We start from the raw sequence: 19349 nt of genomic DNA, 5'->3' as shown, positions 1-19349 counted from the left end.
AGACCTATGTGGCCGCGATCGATCAGGGCACCACGTCGACCAGGGCGATGGTTTTCGACCGTGGCGGGCGCGTCGTCAGTTCCGAGCAGATCGAACACGAGCAGATCTTCCCCCGGGCCGGCTGGGTGGAGCACGATGCGATGGAGATCTGGCGCAATACGCGCCGCGTCGCGGCTGCCGCGCTGGCATCGGCCGATCTCAAATACGGCGACATCGCGGCATGCGGCCTGACCAATCAGCGCGAGACGACGGTGATCTGGGACCGCGAAACCGGTGAGCCGATCCACAATGCCATCGTCTGGCAGGACACCCGCACCGGGGACCTGTGCCGCGAGCTCGCCGGCGACGACGGGCCCGGCCGCTACCGCGACCAGACCGGTCTGCCGCTGTCGACGTACTTCGCCGGCCCCAAGGCACGGTGGATCCTCGACCACGTCGACGGATCGCGCGAGCGTGCCGAGAACGGCGAATTATGCTTCGGCACAATGGATTCCTGGATCGCCTGGAACATGACCGGTGGTCGCGACGGCGGTCTGCACATCACCGATGTCACCAATGCCTCGCGCACCATGCTGATGGATCTGCGCACCCTGTCGTGGGACGAGGCACTGTGCGACGCCTTCGGCGTCCCGGTGGCCATGCTGCCCGAAATCCACAGTTCCGCAGAGGTTTACGGACCGCTGCGCGAGCACGGATCGCTACCCGGGGTACCACTCGCCGGGATTCTGGGCGACCAGCAGGCGGCGACCTTCGGGCAGGCCTGCCTGGAACCCGGCGAGGCCAAGAACACCTACGGCACCGGAAACTTCTTGTTGCTCAACACCGGAACAGAGCCGGTGTTCAGCGATCACGGCCTGCTCACCACGGTCTGTTACCGAATCGGCGACCAACCGGCGCGCTACGCCCTCGAAGGATCCATCGCCGTCACCGGCTCCCTGGTGCAATGGCTCCGCGACAACCTGGGACTCTTTCCGCACGCCAGCGACATCGAGGAGTTGGCCGCACAGGTCCACGACAACGGCGGCGCCTACTTCGTGCCGGCGTTCTCCGGACTGTTCGCCCCCCGGTGGCGTTCCGACGCCCGCGGCGTCATCGTCGGCCTGACCCGCTTTGTCAACAAGGGACATATCGCCCGAGCCGCCCTGGAGGCCAGCGCTTTTCAGACCCGCGAGGTCATCGAGGCCATGCAAGCGGATTCCGGTGTGGAACTGTCGACCCTCAAGGTCGACGGCGGGATGGTCGTCAACGACCTCCTCATGCAGTTCCAGGCCGACATCCTCGACGTCCCCGTCGTCCGCCCGGTCGTCAACGAGACCACCGCACTCGGCGCCGCCTACGCTGCCGGCCTGGCCGTCGGCTACTGGGACAGCGAGGACGAGATCCGCGCCAACTGGGCCGAGGACAAACGCTGGGAACCCACCATCGATTCCGCGGAACGCGACCGGTTGTATAGCGAATGGAACCGCGCAGTCGAGCACAGTTTCGACTTGGCCTGACGGGCGGCTCCCGGCCCCTTCGGTCCCTGACGCGCGAGGGACGTTATTAGCGAAGGCCAAGCCCAGCACGAGCATTCGCGCCACGGAGACATCGAGTCCAGTTGGAGAATGTGTGTGCTGCAGCACCCACATTCTCCAACTGGACTCGATCGGTCCTACCGCGGAATCAAATCGATGGTCGCGCGGGTGAAAGCCAGGGCACGACGGCAGTTTTCGGAGACGTCGTCACCCGTAGTTCCAAGTATGACGTCGGTAAAGACAAAAGCCGTCCCGGATTCGAGGATCGTGTCACAAGTATCAACACTTGAAGTGAATACTCCCACAGTCCGACCCCCAATTCCTTGATCCGGAAACCAACGAAAATCGCGGTTGCGCGTCTTGTATTGGGCGATTCCGGTTACTCCGCCGTTCATGTTGCCCACATGTTGGGAGACTTGGGCAAAAGCCTGATTCCGGTAACCCCACTGACAACCCCTCGCCGTCTGATGGTTGGCCACCGCAACATCTTTTACGGAACCCGGATCGAGATTCAGCCTTTCGAGTAGTTCATTCTGGATGGCTGTGCACGGTTCATAATCAGTACCGTCATTATTAGTGCTCCATCGATCTGGAAAATATGTCTTGAACGGCAACCGTCGACCAGCGTCATCGACTTGCCGCACCTCTGAATACGACTGGCTTGCAGCCTTCTCTGCAGTGCTTTCCCTGCTCTCACTGACCGCTGACCCTGAAGTTTCACATCCAGAGACCACTATTGAGACCTGACTTAGCTCAAATTAGTGTCCACGTCTGGGGCGAGGTCGCGCAGAGCCTGAGCCAGGTCGTCGGGGAGCGGATCTGCGGCGGTGACGGTCTGACCGGCGGCTTGGATCTCGATGGTGCGGTAGCGGCGTGCGGTGGTGACGAACTTCTTGATCGACCATCCGGTGCGGGCTTCGACGATCCGGGTGATCGCGAGTGCGGCGAACACGATCGTCAGGTGCGCCCGGATCGATCCCTCGAGGTGGTGGAAGATCGGGCGGGCGGCCAGATCAGATTTCGACATGCGGAAGCTCTTCTCGATGCGCCACAGCTGGTGGTACGAGCCGATCACGAAATCCGGTGTTGGAGAGTCGATGTTCGTCGCATACGCCTTCCATCCCGCGAGGGTCTTGGCCTTCTTAGCCAACGCAGTGTTGACACTCTTGTCCGCGCCGGTCAGGGTGACGAACCGGTTACGTTTGACCGGGATCTTGCCTGCCACAGCCTTTTCCGCCCTCTCCAACTGCTCGGTGATGCCCCGCAGGCTGCGTCGGGCACGATCAGCACTGTAGCGGTAGTACACCACCCGGTCCCTGCGGTAGCTGGTCTTCGAGTTCGCCGGTTTGCGTTGGGTCAAGGTCAACCCGTCCGGCGGTGTCGATCCGGGATTGTCTTTGTGCCACTTGCTGATCAGATAGGGGACCGTCGGGATCTTCTCCCCCAGAATGAACGTCAGATCGGCATCCTCGATGGCTTTCATATTGTCCGTCGAGATCATGCCGGCATCGGCCACCACGGTCACATCGGTGAGCTTGTGGGCGGTCATGAAGGCGGTCAGCGTCGGCATCATCGTCAATGTCTCGGCCCGGTTTCCTTCGAACGCTTCCATCATCAACGGAAACCCCGACACGTCGGTCAACAACCCGACCGTGATCTGCGGTTCCAGGCGCCGTTCCTTGGAGAACCCCGGTTCGCGAAACCCGTCGGCCTTGTCGGTCTCGAAGTACAGGGTCGTCACGTCATACAAACACAGCGTCGCCGGCCCGAGGCGGGCGTGCTCGGCGCACGCCCGCGACAGCTCACGCTGCCACCGCGGCTCGGCAAACATGCGCAGGTGGCGGGTGACCGTCGCATACGACGGTGCATTCACTCCCGCTTCATCCAGGACCCGCAGCGAATCGAGTTTGCTCGTCGGCTCGATGATCCTGGCCAGTACGAGATCACGAAACACGTTGTCGCCGTACGTCTTCTCGGTGAATCCGAGTTCGTCATAGATTCTCAGCAACGCATCGACCAGCACCGCCATCCGCGAACTGGTGATCGGTAGTGGCCCAGCCCCATCGACGGCGGCGATCCCCAGGTCCAGTTGCTGCTGCCCCTGCGACAGCCGCGCAGCAGCCGCCGCTTTCAACGCGGCGACCTCCTGTTCGTCATGACCAGATCCGATGTGCTCGATCCTGCGCGCCCCACCACGATTCGAGTACACAATCTGGACAGCCGTTGCCCCCGACTTCGTCTTCACCGTCCGCACGAACGCCACATGACCAGCCTAAGCACCGCCGGTTAGTGTCCACCTCCGAACCCAACACCCCAGGTCACAGCCCCGCAAACCGCGAAACAGACGAAAATGAGCTAAGTCAGGGCTTGCAGCCTTCTCTGCAGTGCTTTCCCTGCTCTCACTGACCGCTGACCCTGAAGTTTCACATCCAGAGACCACTATTGAGACAAAGGCAGCAATCAGGAATGCTTTCGCACAAACAGTTCCTGCAGAACCCCGAATAGTCACGTAAGAATGTCCGAGCTCGCCGTATTGTCGGCTGCAACTATATCTTCCGCGGCCCGGGAGTAACTCGTAGCCAGCACCACAAGCGCGTTTCTATGCGCGACAAGCGTTCTCTGCCACGCCTCCACCGCTGATTTGGCCCGAAGATACATCTGCTGACCTTCGACACAGTCACCAAAGTAGTTGTTCGGGATCGCTTGGGCGAGCATAGCTATGCCCCCTGCAAACGCTCCGCCCCCGCTTCCGCCACCCGTGCCCGCGCTTCCCAGTCGACCGTCGAAGACCGGACCACGGCACCCGGGTCTTTCGAGTCGAGCGGAACCCTCGCTCCGAACGGAACCGTTGAGTCAGGTGCCTTGTAGCCGGGAAGACGTAACCCGTAGTCGCCGAGATCCACGCCGTCGCTCAACGCGATCACCCCCTGTCCAGGCTCGGCCGGCAGCCGATATGTCGGAATGCTGAGACACTACCTCGGCACGGGCTGCATTTCATCGGTCACCGGCCGATCTGTGGACGAACCAGACTCACACCACGAAGTCCGCCAGAATCCCCACAACACCACCCGTGCCACCCATCGCGGCCACCGCGTCATAGACCGACTCACGCAACACCGTCCGCGGTTCCTGACCTGAGCCTTCGACAACCGTCGCGAGACACTCCACGGCACGGGCCCGACGGAAGCTCTCACGCTGCTTGTCCAGGTCGCCTTGGCGCTGTTTGACGAAGGCCTCCAAGTCGTATCGGGCCACGACGGACCGCAGATGTGCGCGCGAGCGTTCCGACGCGGTGCCCCGCTCACGCCACTGCGTCATCGCCTCCGCGATCTCGGCCGAGTACACGTCGGCGACGTCGATGACCGAGGCTGTCAGCAATCCCAGGCAGCGCGGGATATCACCGTCGGGAATGGAGTTGATCAGTCCAGCAACTCCGCCGGGCAACCGGTCCACTCGATGCATCCCGACCTCACCTACGCTCAGGCATCGCGCGGCTCAGCGACTTTCCCGGAGCCGGGCGCCGGAACCTGGTCGGGCACCTCCACCGTCGTATCCGCATCCGAGCGGTCCGGCGTAGTGGCCGGTACGGGGTCGGCCTCCGGGACCGGCGCGGCACGCGGCACCCAATCACCCAGCACCGGCGGCCCGACCAACGGCATGTCCCCGACGATGTCGCGGCCGTTCTGCTCACTGTGCATGTAGATGGCCGGGGTGTGCTTCTTGTCATCCGCGCGGTGTCGACCACCACCCCCAGCCGGCGGAACGCCCGGCGTGCCCGAACGCGGCGCACCGGCGGGAGTGCCGTTGCCGGAGGGCGTCGAGGCGTTTCCGGTCGACGTGGACGTCGCCGGCGATGCAAGTCCCGGCGGTACCACCGTTCCCTGGGGACCGGGCACGCCAGGCACTCCTGGTGTTGCGTGCGGGTCTCCGCCGGGCCGTGCCCCAAGTTTTCCGGGGCCCTCCGGAGTTCCGTTCGGTCGGCCGGGATTGGGCGTATTCGTCGTGCGGTTGACGGGCGCTCCCAGTCCTCCGCGTCGTAGCCCGTTCGGATCATCTGTGGTGTTGGCGGCGTTGCGCGTGGGCGTTGTCGTGTTCGGAGAGTTAGTGGAAGTGGGCGTCGTTCGATTGGCCGCGTTCTTGTTCGATGTTGTGGTACCCGACGGTGGGGGCCCGCCGTTGGGGCCGTTCGGGCCCAGGTCGCCGGCGTCTGTGGTGTTCGCGGATTGGCGTGATGCGGAATTGTCAGTACTCGATCCAGCGGTTCCGGTGGGTCCCCCTCCCAATGGCGTGGTCAGTAGTTGGCTCGACGTCAGGTCGCTCTCCTGCTCGGGAAGCTCGGACTGAGCCGCAATCATCGGAGTGGTGTAGGTGCTGACCATTGCCGAGGACACCGCTGCCCTCGCGGTCGCCGCATTCTCAGGATTGTCTTGGACATCCGCCTGCAGCCGGCGGAACTCGGGATCGAGCGCCTTTGTTTGAAGAACCACCTCGTCTGCTTGCGAGAGTGCCTGTATGACTTTCGCTCCGCGTAGTGCCTCAGCCTCGATGCCGGCCGCCAGGGTCTGTCCAGTCAGTTCGCTCTCGCTGGCCGCCAGCCCTCTCATCGGATCTGAACCGAAGGCAGTCTTCAGCGATCCTGCGACCTCACCGGCCACAATAGGAGCACTGCGTAGCGCCTCAGCGTCGCCGCTAGCACGTCCGCCGCCCATCGTCCCGAGCTTGTTGAGGACCTCTGCGATGCTCATCGAGCCCCACTCAGTCCGTTCACCAGGCGCGTCGCTCGGCGCGCCCGCAGCCTTGGCACCGCCATGTGACTCGTCCACCACACCCCCATTCCCCTGGACCGCTCACGCCCGGCGCGGCTCTGGAGGAGATTACCGCGGCGGAGACGAATTCGGCAGGAGACCTGAGCCCTGTGCACAACCTGGGCGTCGCGGGTGCTCACTGCCCGTCGACGAGTCTCCGCTCAGTCCAGATCGTCGTGCCGCACCAACTGCCGCGCCGCCTCGGTCACCGACCCCGACAGCGACGGGTACACCGAGAAGGTCTGCGCGAGATCGCCGACGGTGAGCTTGTTCTGCACCGCAAGCGCAATGGGCAAGATGAGTTCGGAGGCGTTGGGCGCCACCACGACCCCGCCGATGACGACGCCCGTCGCGGGCCGGCAGAAGATCTTGACGAAGCCTCGTCGCAGACCGCTCATCTTGGCGCGCGGATTGGTCGCCAACGGCAGCATCACTGTGCGTGCGGGGTATTCACCGGCGTCGATGGCCTTCTGCGACACGCCGACGGTCGCGATCTCGGGACGCGTGAAGATCGCCGACGCAACGGTTTTCAGCTTGATGGGGCTGACGCCCTCACCGAGTGCGTGGTACATCGCGATGCGGCCCTGCATGGCGGCCACCGAGGCGAGCGGGAACAGGCCGGTGCAGTCGCCGGCGGCGTAGATGCCGGTCACCGACGTTCGCGACACCCGATCGACGCGGATGTAGCCGCCCTTGTCGGTCTCCACCCCGGCACGATCAAGCCCGAGATCCGTCGTGTTGGGGACCGAACCCACCGTCATCAGGACGTGTGAGCCGGTCACGGTGCTGCCGTCGGCGAGATGGGCGGTCACCGAATCCCCCTGTCGCTCAACCTTGTCCGCGCGGGCGTGCTTCACGAGTTCCACGCCGCGCTCGGCGAGTGCCTCCTCAAGAACCAGCGCGGCGTCCTCGTCTTCGTGCGGCAGCACGCGGTCACGGCTGGAGATCAGCGTGACCTTCACGCCGAGTTCGGTGTAGGCATGCACGAATTCGGCGCCGGTCACGCCCGACCCGATCACGATGAGATGCTCGGGCAGATCCTCGAGGTCGTAGAGCTGACGCCAGGTCAGGATGCGCTCCCCGTCGGGCTGCGCACCCGGCAGAATGCGCGGCGACGCACCGGTGGCGATGAGTACGACGTCACCGTCGAAGCTCTGGGTGGTCCCGTCGGACAGGGTCGCCAGCACGCGGTGCGTCGACACGCCCACCTGGGTCGGTTCGAGCTGTGCGCTGCCCGACACCAGCGTCACCCCTTCGCTGATGAGGCGGGAGCGGATGTCGGCGGACTGCGCGAAGGCCAGATCGCGCACCCGCTGGTGGATCTGCGGCAGGGTGACCAGCGCGTCGTCGGTGCTCAGGTTGATCCCGAGGTCGACGGCCCGTCGCACCTCGGTGCGAATGCCGGTGGACGCGATGAAGGTCTTCGACGGCACGCAATCCCACAACACACATGCGCCGCCGATACCGTCCGAATCGATCACCGTGGTATCCGCTCCGTAAGCGGCGGCCGCGAGGGCCGCCTCGTAACCCGCTGGTCCACCGCCGATGATGACGATCTTGGTCACTGTCACTCCTGTTCCGAGCCGTCGAGGTCCCGCGGTCGGTCCGAGCACGTGACGGGCTGTCGCTCGCACTCGATTACCGGGGGTGCGCGGTAACCAGGGTATGCCCCCGACCCGGCACAGGCAGGATCCGGGAGGAAGCGAGACGATGCGACTGCGGTGCGTGACGCGGCGGCGTAATACGATCGTCGTGGCCCGGGTCAACGTGGCGGGTTTGAGATCAGCACCCACGCCACCCCGTCGAGAAAGCGCAGGTCAGAGGCGACAATGCCTATATACGCAGCCTACGGCAGCAATATGCACCCCGAACAGATGGCAGAACGCGCGCCGCATTCGCCGATGGCGGGGACGGGATGGCTGAAAGGCTGGCGCCTCACCTTCGGCGGCGGGGACATCGGTTGGGAGGGGTCACTGGCCACGGTGACCGAGGACCGCGACAACCCGGACGCGCGCGTCTTCGTCGTGCTCTACGACGTGCCGATGGAGGATGCCGACAATCTCGACCGCTGGGAGGGTTCCGAACTGGGCATCCACCGCAAGGTGCGCGCCCGCGTGGACACCGCCGACGGACCCGTCCTGGCCTGGTTGTACGTGCTCGACGCCTTCGAAGGCGGTCTGCCGTCGGCCCGCTACCTCGGCGTGATGGCCGAAGCCGCAGAGATCGCCGGTGCCCCCGCGGAATACGTACAGGATCTCCGGCTGCGCGAATCCCGCAACGTGGGACCCGGTCCCGGCCCCATCGAACCCTGAGAACAGCCTCAGCCGGCGGTCAGGGCAGTCGCCGGCCCGACGATCAGGCCGGCGAGCGCACGAACCCCGACGACCAGCGCGCGCTCGTCGATGTCGAAGTCGGGTGAATGCAGGTCGGCGTGCCGGCCCATCCCCGACCACACACCCAGCCGGCCCATCGCGCCCGGCACGTGTTCGAGATACCACGAGAAATCTTCCCCGCCCGCCGACTGCGGGGTGTCGGCCACCGCGCTCGGCCCGATCGCCGACACCGAACTCTCCAGCATCGCCACCGCGGCTTCGTCGTTGACCACCGGCGGCACGCCCCGGAAGTACGCGAGGTCGTACTGCACGCCGAGCGGCGCGACGAGCTCGCCGACGATGCTGCGCACCAGCGGTTCGAGTTGCGCCCAGGTGCCGTGCTCGCCGGTGCGCACGGTTCCGCGCAGACGACCCTCCTGCGGAATCGCGTTGGGGGCGCTGCCCGCATTGGCCGCACCCCACACCATGACCGTCCCCGACCGTGGATCGACCCGACGCGACAGAATTCCCGGCAACCCGGTGATGATGGTGCCCATCGCATAGACCAGGTCACCGGTCAGATGCGGTCGCGAGGTGTGGCCGCCGGGTGAACGCAACTGCACGTCGATGTGGTCGGCGGCGGAGGTCAGCGCACCCTCGCGCAGCCCAACGGTGCCGACCGGCAGCCGCGGATCGCAGTGCAGTGCGAAGATCCGGCTCAGCCCATGGGTGACGCCGGCGTCGATGGCGTCGAGCGCACCACCGGGCATGACCTCCTCGGCCGCCTGGAAGATCAGTCGCACACCCACCGGCAGCGGCCCGGCCTCGGCGAGCAGTCTGCCGACACCGATGAGAATCGCGGTGTGCGCGTCATGCCCGCACGAGTGCGATACCCCGTCCACGGTCGAGGTGAACGGCAGTCCGGTGTGTTCGGTGATCGGTAACGCATCCATGTCGGCGCGCAGGCCGATGCGCGGTTCGGTGTCCGGGCCGATATCGCACACGACGCCGGTGCCGAGCGGTAGCCGACGCGGGTCGAGCCCGGCCGCCTGCAGCTCGGTCATCACCAGTTCGGTGGTCCGGACCTCTTGCCGCGACAGTTCCGGATGGGCGTGGATCGCTCGCCGCCATCCGACGAGATCGGCGGTGTGCGCGTCGAGCCAGGCGTCAATCGGATCGGCGTTCACAGCAGCGATTTCGGGGTCGGGACAGCGAGATCCTCGAGCAGCGGCGCCCGCAGACCGCGCTTGATGAGTGCGAGGTTCGGGCCGGCCACTGCCGCACGCGCGCTTGCGATCTCGCCGGCCCGGGCGAGCAGTCCGTCCACGTCCGCGGACTCATCGACGATGCCCGCGGCCACCGCGTCGTCAGCACCATAGCGACGGCTGGTGAGCATCGCCTCGGTCGCTGCCGCGTCCGGGATGCGGGTACGCACCAGGCTGGCCATGCCGCGCGTGAACGGCATGGTCAGCGCCGCCTCGGGCAGCGACCAGAAACCGCGTTCGGTGCGCATGACGCGATGGTCGGCGCACAACGCCAGCATCGCCCCTGCGCCGAAGGCGTGCCCGTTGATCGCGGCGACGGTGGGCACCGGCAGCGTCAACACCGTCGTGTACAGGGCATGAACGCGGTCGAGGTAGGCGGGCAACTGCGCCGGGTTGGCGAAGACGTGATCGGTGTCGAGGCCGTTGCTGAAATACTTTCCGGTGGCGGTGATGACCACCGGTTTGCCGGCGTCGGAGACCTCGGAGAGCAACTTCTCGAGGGCATCAAGCCAGGTCAGCCGGAACCGATTCTCCGGATTGGACTCGTCGAGTTCTGCCCCTTGCGCGCCGAGGTGCAGCTCGATGACGTCACCGTTCGCGTTCAGATATGGCATGCGTGAAACCATATCGCCTGGACCGATCCGGTCGCGGCCAGGCCGTCGGGACGACTTACTGTTGCCTCATGGATCCCACTGCCGACGCCGATGCCGCAGCTCTGGCAGCGGCCGCCACCATCGCTGCCGAAACCGATGCGGCCGCCCATGACGTCGCCGTCGTCCTCGGTTCCGGGTGGGCACCGGCGGCCGAGGCCTTCGGCCGCCCCGTGCGGTCCATCCCGATGTCCTCGATCCCCGGTTTCACACCGCCGCGGGCCGCCGGCCACGGTGGGATGATCCATTCGGTACGGATCGGCGATCGTCGGGTTCTGATCCTGCTCGGGCGCATCCACGCCTACGAGGGCCATCATCTTGCGCGTGTCGTTCACCCGGTGCGGACCGCCGCCGCCACCGGCGTCGGCACGATCGTGCTGACCAACGCCGCCGGCGGCCTGCGCGACGACATGACCGTCGGGCAACCCGTGCTGATCGCCGATCACCTCAACCTGACGGCGCGGTCACCGCTGGTCGGCGCGCAGTTCGTCGACCTCGTGGACGCCTACTCGCCGCGATTGCGCGACATCGCGCGCCGTATCGACCCCGGCCTCGCCGACGGTGTGTACGCGGGTCTGCCCGGCCCGCACTACGAGACACCCGCCGAGATCCGGATGCTGCGCACGCTCGGCGCCGACCTCGTCGGCATGTCGACCGTCCACGAGACCATCGCCGCCCGCGCCGCGGGCCTCGACGTGCTCGGCGTGAGTCTGGTGACCAACCTGGCCGCGGGGATGACCGGTGAACCTCTCAGTCACGCCGAGGTTCTCGACGTGGGCCGCGCGTCGGCGACGCGGATGGGTGAGCTGCTCGCCGAGATCATCGGCGAGCTGTGATCGTCCGATCGACCGACGGGTGCGCTGTGACGCCGACGCCACCCGCCGCGAAGAGATAATCAAGACCACCGCCGCCGGCCACGCCGGGCCGAACAGGAAGGCGCCGAGCACATGTCGTATCCGCCAGGAGGGTACCCGCCGCCCAGCCCGTACCCGCCACCGCCGGAACGTTCGCCGTGGTCGTCGCCCCCGGTGCTGGTGGCCATCGTCGCGGGCGTGCTGATCCTCGTCGCCGGGGTCGCCGCCGCACTGCTGTTCATTCCCGGCGACGACGACAGCGACTCGGCAACCACCACATCCTCGCAGTCGACGATCACCAGCACCGTCACCGGCCGCTCCGACGACGGCACGTCCACCGTGACCGTGCCGACCACCACGCAGACCACCACGACCAGCACCCCGGACCGGCAGGCTCCGACGATCCCCGGTACGGACGCATCCGGTTTCGTCGCCGGCCCGCGGTGCAACGCACCCGAGGATCCAGTCGTCATGGCCGGTCAGACCGACCGGTCCCGCATGGTCATCTGCCAGGTGGGCACCCAGACCGGGCGGTGGTACTACAAAGGACTCGCCCCCGAGGGCGGAATCGAGATCGGCTATCCGACGCGCTCGGGCGATACCTTCGTCGCCCGGAACGGATCGATCGTCTACACCATCTCATCGAGCCGGCTGGTCATCACCGACGGCGGCTCGGTGATCGCCGACGAGGCGATGATCGCCTACTGGAGTGCTTCGTGACCGATACGCCCGCCCCGGTCCTGCGTGCCGAACACATCGATGTGGTGCGCGCGGGCCGGCTCATCCTCGACGACGTGTCCCTGGAGGTCCATCCCGGTGAGCACTGGGCGCTGCTCGGGCCCAACGGCGCCGGCAAAACGACGCTGATGGCGATGCTCGGTGCCCGCGAGCACCCGACCCGCGGCACCGTCGACGTCCTCGGCCGTCGCCTCGGTCGCGTCGATATGCGTGAATTGCGCACGCACATCGGACATGTCGACCCCCGCTGGCGCATCGACGTGCCGTTGACGGCGCATCAGGTGGTCCTGACCGGGCTGACCAACACCCCCGAACTCGACCGGCGCCACACCTACGACGCCGACGAGCACGCGCGCGCCGACGACCTGCTGGCCCTGCTCGGCATGACCGACCGGCGTGATTCGGTGTGGCCGGTGATGAGTCAGGGCGAACGCGGCCGAACGCTGATCGCGCGAGCCCTGATGCCGGCCCCGGCACTGCTGCTGCTCGACGAGCCGGCGACCGGACTCGACCTCGCGGCGCGGGAGAAGCTCCTCGGCGGCATCGACCAGTTGCGTTCCGACGTCACCGATCTGGCGACGGTACTGGTGACCCACCACCTCGAGGACCTGCCCGCGAGCACCACCCACGCAATGCTGCTACGCGACGGGCGGGTGGTCGCCGCGGGACCGGTCGACGACGCGCTGACCTCGGCGACGATCAGCACGTCGTTCGACCATCCGGTGAGTGTCCGACGACGGGCGGGCCGCTGGTCGGCGGTCTCCGAGCCCGCTCAGCGCGGCCCGAACTGACGGTCTCCGGCGTCACCGAGGCCGGGCACGATATAGGAGACCTCGTCGAGTCCCTGGTCGACGGCAGCCACCACCAGCCGCACCGGGTGACCCGACTTCTCCAGCGCGGCAACTCCTTCGGGAGCTGCGACGACACACACCGCGGTGATGTCGGTGGCGCCGCGGGCAACCAGCAGCTCGATGGTGTGCAGCATCGACCCGCCGGTCGCGAGCATCGGATCGAGGACGAACACCGGGGTCGCCGACAGATCGTCGGGCAGCGATTCCAGATACGGCACCGGCTGCGCGGTCGCCTCGTCGCGGGCCACACCGACGAATCCGACGTGCGCCTCGGGCACCATCGCATGCGCCTGCTCGACCATGCCGAGCCCGGCCCGCAGCACCGGCACCAGCAGTGGCGGTGCGGCGAGCCGCGAACCGGTGAACTCGGTGAGCGGTGTGCGGATGGCGACCTCGGCGGCGGGTGCCCCGGCAAGTGCCTCGTAGACGAGCATCTGGGTCAGATCCGACAGCGCGGCCCGGAACCCGGCATTGCCGGTCGTCTCGTCGCGCATGGTGGTCAGCCGCGCCGCGGCAAGCGGATGGTCGACGATGAGACATTCCATGGCGAACACCATAAATCGCCCGGCTCCGGGCCGCTGGGAACCGACCAGGGCTCCGCTGCGTCAAAATCCCATGACCCAGCTGACAACCGACTCACCCACCCTGCGATCCTTCGCCACCGCCCAGCGCGCGGCCGCGACCGACACCGACGCCGACGCGGCCCGGCAACGCAGCGCCGCCATCGATCTCGCGATCACCTTCGGCATGATCGGCGCCGAGTTCCTCAGCGCCGTCCTGCACGTCCTCGAGTTGTACACACAGAATCTCGAGACCACCGCGCAGCGCCACCACGCGTTGGCGACCGACACCGACCGTGCCGATGCCACCTACACCACCCGTGACTGCGACTGCGCCCGCGATCTGACCGCACGTGACGAGCGCACCACCAACACCACCGAGGAGCGGATGGCCTGATGCTCACCGTCGAACTGCTCATCGCACCACTGCGCCTGCTCATCACCGCGCTGGGAACCGGTGACCTCCCACCCGGCAATCCGGCCGAGCAGGTCCGCACGAGCGCCACCAATCTGCAGCACACCCGCGAAAGGTCAGAGACCTCCGTCCGTGACGTCACCGCCGGCTGGCACGGCCGAGGGGTCGACGGCGCACGCGAGGCCGCGGACGCCACCCACCGGAGCACCACCGTGCTCGCCGACGACGGGACCGAATTCGCGCAGCTCGTCGAGCATGCCAGTACGCGCGTCAAGGTGGCGGCCACCCAACTGAATTCGCTGCTCGATTCGTTCGAGCGGGCCGCCACCGCACTCGGACCACAGCTGTTCACGCCGGCCGGGCTGGGCATGATCGTGCCGGTGGCCATCGATCATGTGAGCCGTGGCCTGCAGGTGGTCGGCCGAACCCAGCACGAACTGCAGGGCGACACCGCCAAGATGATGGCCCTGTCCAAACGGGGCGCGCCCGCTGCGGTGACCACGGCCGGTCACCGCCCGGATGGCGCACCCAGAACCGCCGACGGCCGGATCCCGATCACCCTGCCCGACGGTTCGACCGCCTATGCGCCCAACGAACGCGCGGCCAAGGCGGTCCGGGCGGCACTGTCGCAGCGCGGCGTCCCCTACGTCTGGGGTGGCACCACACCCAACGGCTTCGACTGCAGCGGCCTGACCCAGTGGGCCTACCGGCAGGCCGGACTCGAATTGCCGCGTCTGGCCCAGGATCAGGACACCGCCGGATTTCGTGTGTCCCAGGCCGATCTGCAACCCGGCGACCTCGCGGTGTGGTCCGGTCACGTTGCGATGTACATCGGTAATAATCAGATGGTGGAAGCCGGGAATCCGGTCCAGGTGTCCTCGGTGCGGACCTCCAATCTGGACCAGGCGTTCGAGGGGTTCTATCGACCGCGGTGAGCACGAGGTGACCGGGAGGCGACGAGGAGCCGTCATTCGTCGGGTTCTTGTGAACCCACTCCCCGAGTTCACAGATCCAATCGCTAGGCTGTGTCCTCATGGCCGGAGACATCGTCCCGATTGAGCTGGGACTCACCGACGGAAACAGCTTCACACTGTGGGCACCGCGCTGGCGCGACGGCGACGACGAGTGGGAGGCCTTCCTCGGTCTGGACGAGGATCTCTACGTGCTTCCCGGCGTCGCCGAGCTCGCCGCCTTCATCCGCAACGACGACGAGAACGATCTCGCCGACCATCCGGCCTGGTCCACGGTCGTCGGGCTGCAGGCCGACGAACTGGTGCCCGACGAACGCCATTCCTATGACCTCGTCGGTGTGCCCGAGCTCGCCGCCGAGGACCCCACCCCGGAGGTCATCGCCGAACTCGAGGACGCGCTGGAAATCGTGCGCATCCTCGGCGAGGTCTGCGAACTGACCCCGGTCACGAAGTTCTTCAACGGCAACCCGATCCTCGGCGCGGTCACCACCGGCACCCGCAACTTCGACGGCCGCGAGGGCACCGACCTGTGGGTCCGCATCGGCCGGCTCATCGCCAAGCACTGGGATGACGTCCTCGACGCGATCGACGAGGTCATCACGACTCCCGATGTCGACAAGGACGCTGTCGCCGCGGCCGAGGCCGAACTCGAGGCCGCAGCGTCTGCCGAGGACGAGGACGAACCTGCCGACGACGACATCGAGATCGTCGACGTCGCCGCCGGCACGTCCGATGACGAATCCGAGGACGATGACTCCGACGAAGAGGACGCTGACGAGGATGACCTCGACGACGAGGACGATGAGGACGTCGACGACGAAGACGACTTCTGGGCATCCGTGGGCATCGATCCCATCCGGATCACCACCGGCGCAGGCGAATACCTGACTCTGCGGTGCTACCTCGGCGACGAGCCGGTGTTCCTCGGCGCCAAGGGCAAGATCTTCGTGTTCAGCTCGCCCCGGTCACTGACCCGTTTCCTGGCCACCAACAATTCGCATGACCTCGCCGATCTGTCGACCTTTGAAGACGTCCGCAGCGGCGCCACCGACGGTTCGCTCGAGTACGACGTCATCGCCGACAACACCTACGTGCTACCGGGTCTGGCCGACGACATCGCCGACGGCCCCCGCCGCATGGACCGCACCCAGCTCGACCTCGCCGTCGAATTGTTCACCGACGCAGCCGATTACGCTGGCGACGACTCGGTCGGCGAAGCCCTCGCCTCCACCACGCCGCTGGGCTGGTTCGTCGACTACGCCGTCAACCCCGACCCCAAGCGGATGGCTCCGAGCGCACCCTTCGACAACGAGGCCGAGGCCTGGCGGGCACTCGAGCACGACTTCGAGGACCGGCTGGAGAAGAAGGGCTGACCGGCGGTCAGCCGATCAGTACCGCGTACCCGGGTTTGATCACGTCGTCGATGAACGCGAGCCGTTCGTCGAAGTGGATGAACGCCGACTTCATCGCATTCACCGTGAATCGTTCGAAATCGGCCCAGCCGTAACCGAATTGGCGGGACAGTTGCAGGAACTCGTTGCTCATCGTGGTGTCGCTCATCAGTCGGTTGTCGGTGTTGACGGTGACCCGGAATCGAAGGCGCGCAAGAATGTTGAACGGATGCTCGGCGATGGAGGCGACAGCACCGGTCTGCACGTTGGAGCTCGGACACAGCTCTAGCGGAATCCGCTTGTCCCGCACGATGTTCGCGATGTCACCGAGCGTTGCGCCCGCGAAGGAGTCGGCGGCCAGGTCGGTCCCGTCGGGGAGTTCGATGTCGTCGATGACCCGCACGCCGTGGCCGAGGCGGTCGGTGCCGCAGAAGCCGATCGCCTCGTGGATGGACGGCAACCCGAAGGCCTCGCCGGCGTGAATGGTGAAGGGCGCGTTGTTGGCCCGCATGTACTCGAAGGCGTCGAGGTGGCGGGTCGGCGGGTGGCCCGCCTCGGCACCGGCGATGTCGAAGCCCACCACCCCGCGGCGGCGGTAGCGCACGGCGAGTTCGGCGATCTCGCGGGACCGTGCGGCGTGGCGCATCGCGGTGACCAGGCAGCGGACCGTGATGGGCTTGCCCGCCGCGGCGGCCTCGGCCTCCCCGTCGGCAAAACCGCGCAGTACCGCCTCGACCACCTCGGCGAGGGTCAGCCCCTGCTGCAGGTGCTGCTCGGGTGCGTAGCGGATCTCGGCGTAGACGACGCCGTCGGCCGCGAGGTCGGCGACGCATTCCCGGGCGACCCGTTCGAGTGCGTCGACGGTCTGCATCACGCCGACGGTGTGCGCGAAGGTTTCCAGATAACGCTCCAGCGAACCGGAATCAGCCGCTTCGCGGAACCAGCGGGCCAGACTGTCGACGTCGTGTGCGGGCAGGCCCTCGTAGCCGCTCTGCTCGGCGAGTTCGAGCACGGTTGCCGGGCGCAGCCCGCCGTCGAGGTGGTCGTGGAGCAGGACCTTGGGGGCCAGGGAGATGTTCGCGAGATCCAGCGTCCTCATGCCGTCACCCTATCGAGCACGCGCGGCCCGGGGGTGACCTCGCGGTCCGTGCCGACCACGACGGCATCGACGAGCGCCGACCGGGCACCGGCCACCCGTTCCGGCGTCTGGGTGTGCAGGGTGAACAGCGCGTCGCCCGTCCGCACCCGATCGCCCGGTTTGGCGTGGATGATCACACCCGCCTCCGCCTGGACCGACTCACCTGGCCGGGACCGGCCGGCACCGAGCCGCCAGGCCGCATCGCCGACGGCCCGCGCGTCCATCGACACGATGACGCCCTCGGCCGGTGCGGTAACGACCTCCTGGTGCCGCGCAATCGGGAGTGACCCGTCCGGGTCACCGCCCTGCGCGGCGATCATGGCGCGCCAGGAATCCATGGCTCGCCCGTTGGCCAGATGCTCGGCCGGATCGGCCGCAGACAGACCGGCCGCGTCGAGCATCTCGCGGGCCAGCGCCAGCGTCAGCTCCACCACGTCGGCCGGGCCACCACCGTCGAGCACCTTCAGCGATTCGGCGACCTCGACCGCGTTCCCGACGGCTCGGCCCAACGGCGTGTTCATGTCGGTGAGCAAGGCACTTGTCCGCACTCCGGCATCCGTACCGAGCTCCACCATCGTCTCGGCGAGGCTGCGCGCGTCCTCGACGTCGGGCAGAAAGGCCCCCGCCCCGAACTTCACGTCCAGCACCAGCGCGCCGGTTCCCTCGGCGATCTTCTTGCTCATGATCGAACTGGCGATGAGCGGGATGGATTCGACGGTGCCGGTCACATCGCGCAGCGCGTAGAGCATGCGGTCGGCGGGAGCCAGATCGGCGCCGGCCGCGCACACCACGGCCCCCACGCCTTCGAGCTGGGCGACCATCTCGTCGCCGGACAGATCGGACCGCCACCCGGGGATGGCCTCGAGTTTGTCCAGTGTGCCGCCGGTGTGGCCGAGTCCCCGGCCGGACAGCTGCGGCACCGCGACCCCGAAGGACGCAACCAGCGGGGTGAGCGGAAGGGTGATCTTGTCACCCACCCCGCCCGTCGAGTGCTTGTCGACGGTCACCAGGGGCCGGCCGTCGCGACGCAGGCCGGACAGGTCGACCCGGCGGCCACTGTCGATCATCGCCCGCGTCCAGGACGCGATCTCGCGCCGACCCATCCCGCGCAGCACGATGGCCATCAGCAACGACGACATCTGCTCGGCGGCCACCTCACCGCGGGTGTACGCATCGATCACCCAGGAGATCTGGGCATCGCTGAGCTCGTGTGCGTCGCGTTTGGCTGCGATGACCGAGACGGCGTGGATGACCTCGTCGTCACGGATCATCGGACCGACTCGAGGTCGTCGGGCCCGAAGGCGTCGGGCAGCAGTGCCGCCAGTGTCCTCGGGCCGTCGCGGTGATCCACCAGCAACTCGCCACCACCGTGCTCGTAGAGGACCTGCCGGCATCGCCCGCAGGGCATCAGGACCGAGCCGCGGCTGTCGCAGACACTGACCGCCACCAGCCGCGACGACCCGCCCGTGACCAGCTGCGCGACCAGCGCGACCTCGGCGCAGATACCCAGGCCGTATGAGACATTTTCCACATTGCAACCAACTACGTACCGACCGTCGTCGGTGATAGCGGCCGCACCGACCGGAAACCGCGAGTAGGGCGCGTAGGCCCGCTCGATCATCTTATTTGCGTTGTGCCGCAGTACATTCCAGTCAATTTCGGTGCGCACGCGTTCCTCCTGGTTGATCAGAGACTGCTCGGTGGGTGTGACTTTCGCTACGAGAACACCCTTGGTAAGGCAAACCTAAGTCGGAATCTCTTGTCGCCCAAATCGGTTCGGGCAATTTACCACCGGTGACACCATGGGTTTAGAGTCTTTTGACATGGGTCCTTCGTCGAATCGGAGCATGCCGATTCGGCGCGTCCATCGACGATGTTGGAGGCC

General features: G+C 66.8%; 19 protein-coding genes. 8 read left to right on the top strand and 11 right to left on the bottom strand.

What is annotated here, in order from left to right:
• Nucleotides 1–8 precede the first annotated feature (8 nt).
• Nucleotides 9–1496: a glycerol kinase GlpK gene (gene glpK / locus GBRO_RS08845; protein WP_041919816.1), complete on the top strand. Its 1488-nt coding sequence runs from the start codon at nucleotides 9–11 to the stop codon at nucleotides 1494–1496.
• Between the two features lie 155 nt (nucleotides 1497–1651).
• Here glpK and GBRO_RS25240 read toward each other — a convergent pair whose 3' ends face one another.
• The 5 genes from GBRO_RS25240 to GBRO_RS08825 form a co-directional block, all read right to left on the bottom strand.
• On the bottom strand, nucleotides 1652–2248 hold the full coding sequence (locus GBRO_RS25240) for a DUF3558 family protein (RefSeq protein ID WP_169309870.1): 597 nt from the start codon (nucleotides 2246–2248) through the stop codon (nucleotides 1652–1654).
• 14 nt (nucleotides 2249–2262) lie between these two features.
• Complete coding sequence (locus tag GBRO_RS08840) at nucleotides 2263–3777, bottom strand: IS1634 family transposase (protein WP_012833060.1); 1515 nt, start codon at nucleotides 3775–3777, stop codon at nucleotides 2263–2265.
• 767 nt (nucleotides 3778–4544) lie between these two features.
• Complete coding sequence (locus GBRO_RS08835) at nucleotides 4545–4976, bottom strand: hypothetical protein (protein ID WP_012833615.1); 432 nt, start codon at nucleotides 4974–4976, stop codon at nucleotides 4545–4547.
• Between the two features lie 17 nt (nucleotides 4977–4993).
• Nucleotides 4994–5410: a hypothetical protein gene (locus tag GBRO_RS08830; protein ID WP_041919815.1), complete on the bottom strand. Its 417-nt coding sequence runs from the start codon at nucleotides 5408–5410 to the stop codon at nucleotides 4994–4996.
• Nucleotides 5411–6480: 1070 nt separating this feature from the next.
• Entirely contained in the window at nucleotides 6481–7884 is a 1404-nt protein-coding gene (locus GBRO_RS08825) for an NAD(P)H-quinone dehydrogenase (RefSeq protein WP_012833613.1), read from the bottom strand.
• Nucleotides 7885–8148: 264 nt separating this feature from the next.
• On the opposite strand from GBRO_RS08825, the gene GBRO_RS08820 reads away from it, so the two are divergent.
• On the top strand, nucleotides 8149–8631 hold the full coding sequence (locus GBRO_RS08820) for a gamma-glutamylcyclotransferase (protein WP_012833612.1): 483 nt from the start codon (nucleotides 8149–8151) through the stop codon (nucleotides 8629–8631).
• A gap of 8 nt (nucleotides 8632–8639) precedes the next feature.
• On the opposite strand, the gene GBRO_RS08815 is transcribed toward GBRO_RS08820, so the two are convergent.
• Both GBRO_RS08815 and GBRO_RS08810 read right to left on the bottom strand, forming a co-directional pair.
• Complete coding sequence (locus tag GBRO_RS08815) at nucleotides 8640–9818, bottom strand: amidohydrolase (RefSeq protein WP_012833611.1); 1179 nt, start codon at nucleotides 9816–9818, stop codon at nucleotides 8640–8642.
• On the bottom strand, nucleotides 9815–10510 hold the full coding sequence (locus GBRO_RS08810) for an enoyl-CoA hydratase/isomerase family protein (protein WP_041920360.1): 696 nt from the start codon (nucleotides 10508–10510) through the stop codon (nucleotides 9815–9817). The genes GBRO_RS08815 and GBRO_RS08810 overlap by 4 nt, the downstream gene beginning before the upstream one ends.
• Before the next feature lie 68 nt (nucleotides 10511–10578).
• On the opposite strand from GBRO_RS08810, the gene GBRO_RS08805 reads away from it, so the two are divergent.
• The 3 genes from GBRO_RS08805 to GBRO_RS08795 all read left to right on the top strand — a co-directional run bounded on the left by GBRO_RS08805 (nucleotide 10579) and on the right by GBRO_RS08795 (nucleotide 12929).
• Complete coding sequence (locus GBRO_RS08805) at nucleotides 10579–11382, top strand: purine-nucleoside phosphorylase (protein WP_012833609.1); 804 nt, start codon at nucleotides 10579–10581, stop codon at nucleotides 11380–11382.
• A gap of 111 nt (nucleotides 11383–11493) precedes the next feature.
• Nucleotides 11494–12120: a hypothetical protein gene (locus GBRO_RS08800; RefSeq protein WP_012833608.1), complete on the top strand. Its 627-nt coding sequence runs from the start codon at nucleotides 11494–11496 to the stop codon at nucleotides 12118–12120.
• Nucleotides 12117–12929, top strand: a complete 813-nt coding sequence (locus tag GBRO_RS08795; RefSeq protein ID WP_012833607.1) for an ABC transporter ATP-binding protein — start codon at nucleotides 12117–12119, stop codon at nucleotides 12927–12929. Before GBRO_RS08800 ends, GBRO_RS08795 begins: the two co-directional genes overlap by 4 nt.
• Here the strand turns inward: GBRO_RS08795 and upp are convergent.
• Nucleotides 12911–13534, bottom strand: coding sequence for a uracil phosphoribosyltransferase (gene upp, locus GBRO_RS08790; protein ID WP_041920359.1), 624 nt, complete (start codon nucleotides 13532–13534; stop codon nucleotides 12911–12913). The two genes, GBRO_RS08795 and upp, sit on opposite strands and share 19 nt — an antisense overlap.
• Before the next feature lie 70 nt (nucleotides 13535–13604).
• On the opposite strand from upp, the gene GBRO_RS08785 reads away from it, so the two are divergent.
• The 3 genes from GBRO_RS08785 (at nucleotide 13605) to GBRO_RS08775 (ending at nucleotide 16308) form a co-directional block, all read left to right on the top strand.
• On the top strand, nucleotides 13605–13946 hold the full coding sequence (locus GBRO_RS08785; RefSeq protein WP_012833605.1) for a type VII secretion target: 342 nt from the start codon (nucleotides 13605–13607) through the stop codon (nucleotides 13944–13946).
• Nucleotides 13946–14899 (top strand): C40 family peptidase, encoded by a 954-nt coding sequence (locus tag GBRO_RS08780; protein ID WP_012833604.1) that lies wholly within the window; start codon nucleotides 13946–13948, stop codon nucleotides 14897–14899. The genes GBRO_RS08785 and GBRO_RS08780 overlap by 1 nt, the downstream gene beginning before the upstream one ends.
• Nucleotides 14900–14997: 98 nt before the next feature.
• Nucleotides 14998–16308 (top strand): hypothetical protein, encoded by a 1311-nt coding sequence (locus GBRO_RS08775; RefSeq protein ID WP_012833603.1) that lies wholly within the window; start codon nucleotides 14998–15000, stop codon nucleotides 16306–16308.
• Between the two features lie 7 nt (nucleotides 16309–16315).
• Here the strand turns inward: GBRO_RS08775 and GBRO_RS08770 are convergent, their stop codons facing one another.
• Genes GBRO_RS08770 through GBRO_RS08760 form a run of 3 tightly spaced genes read right to left on the bottom strand, consistent with a single transcriptional unit; the run spans nucleotide 16316 to nucleotide 19151 of the window.
• Nucleotides 16316–17425: an adenosine deaminase gene (locus GBRO_RS08770; RefSeq protein WP_012833602.1), complete on the bottom strand. Its 1110-nt coding sequence runs from the start codon at nucleotides 17423–17425 to the stop codon at nucleotides 16316–16318.
• On the bottom strand, nucleotides 17422–18735 hold the full coding sequence (locus tag GBRO_RS08765) for a thymidine phosphorylase (protein ID WP_012833601.1): 1314 nt from the start codon (nucleotides 18733–18735) through the stop codon (nucleotides 17422–17424). Before GBRO_RS08765 ends, GBRO_RS08770 begins: the two co-directional genes overlap by 4 nt.
• Nucleotides 18732–19151 (bottom strand): cytidine deaminase, encoded by a 420-nt coding sequence (locus tag GBRO_RS08760; RefSeq protein WP_169309897.1) that lies wholly within the window; start codon nucleotides 19149–19151, stop codon nucleotides 18732–18734. The genes GBRO_RS08765 and GBRO_RS08760 overlap by 4 nt, the downstream gene beginning before the upstream one ends.
• Nucleotides 19152–19349: the final 198 nt, after the last annotated feature.

Origin of the sequence: Gordonia bronchialis DSM 43247 (genome assembly GCF_000024785.1) — a bacterium.
GTDB lineage: Bacteria > Actinomycetota > Actinomycetes > Mycobacteriales > Mycobacteriaceae > Gordonia > Gordonia bronchialis.
This window is presented reverse-complemented; position numbering and strand designations above follow the sequence as displayed.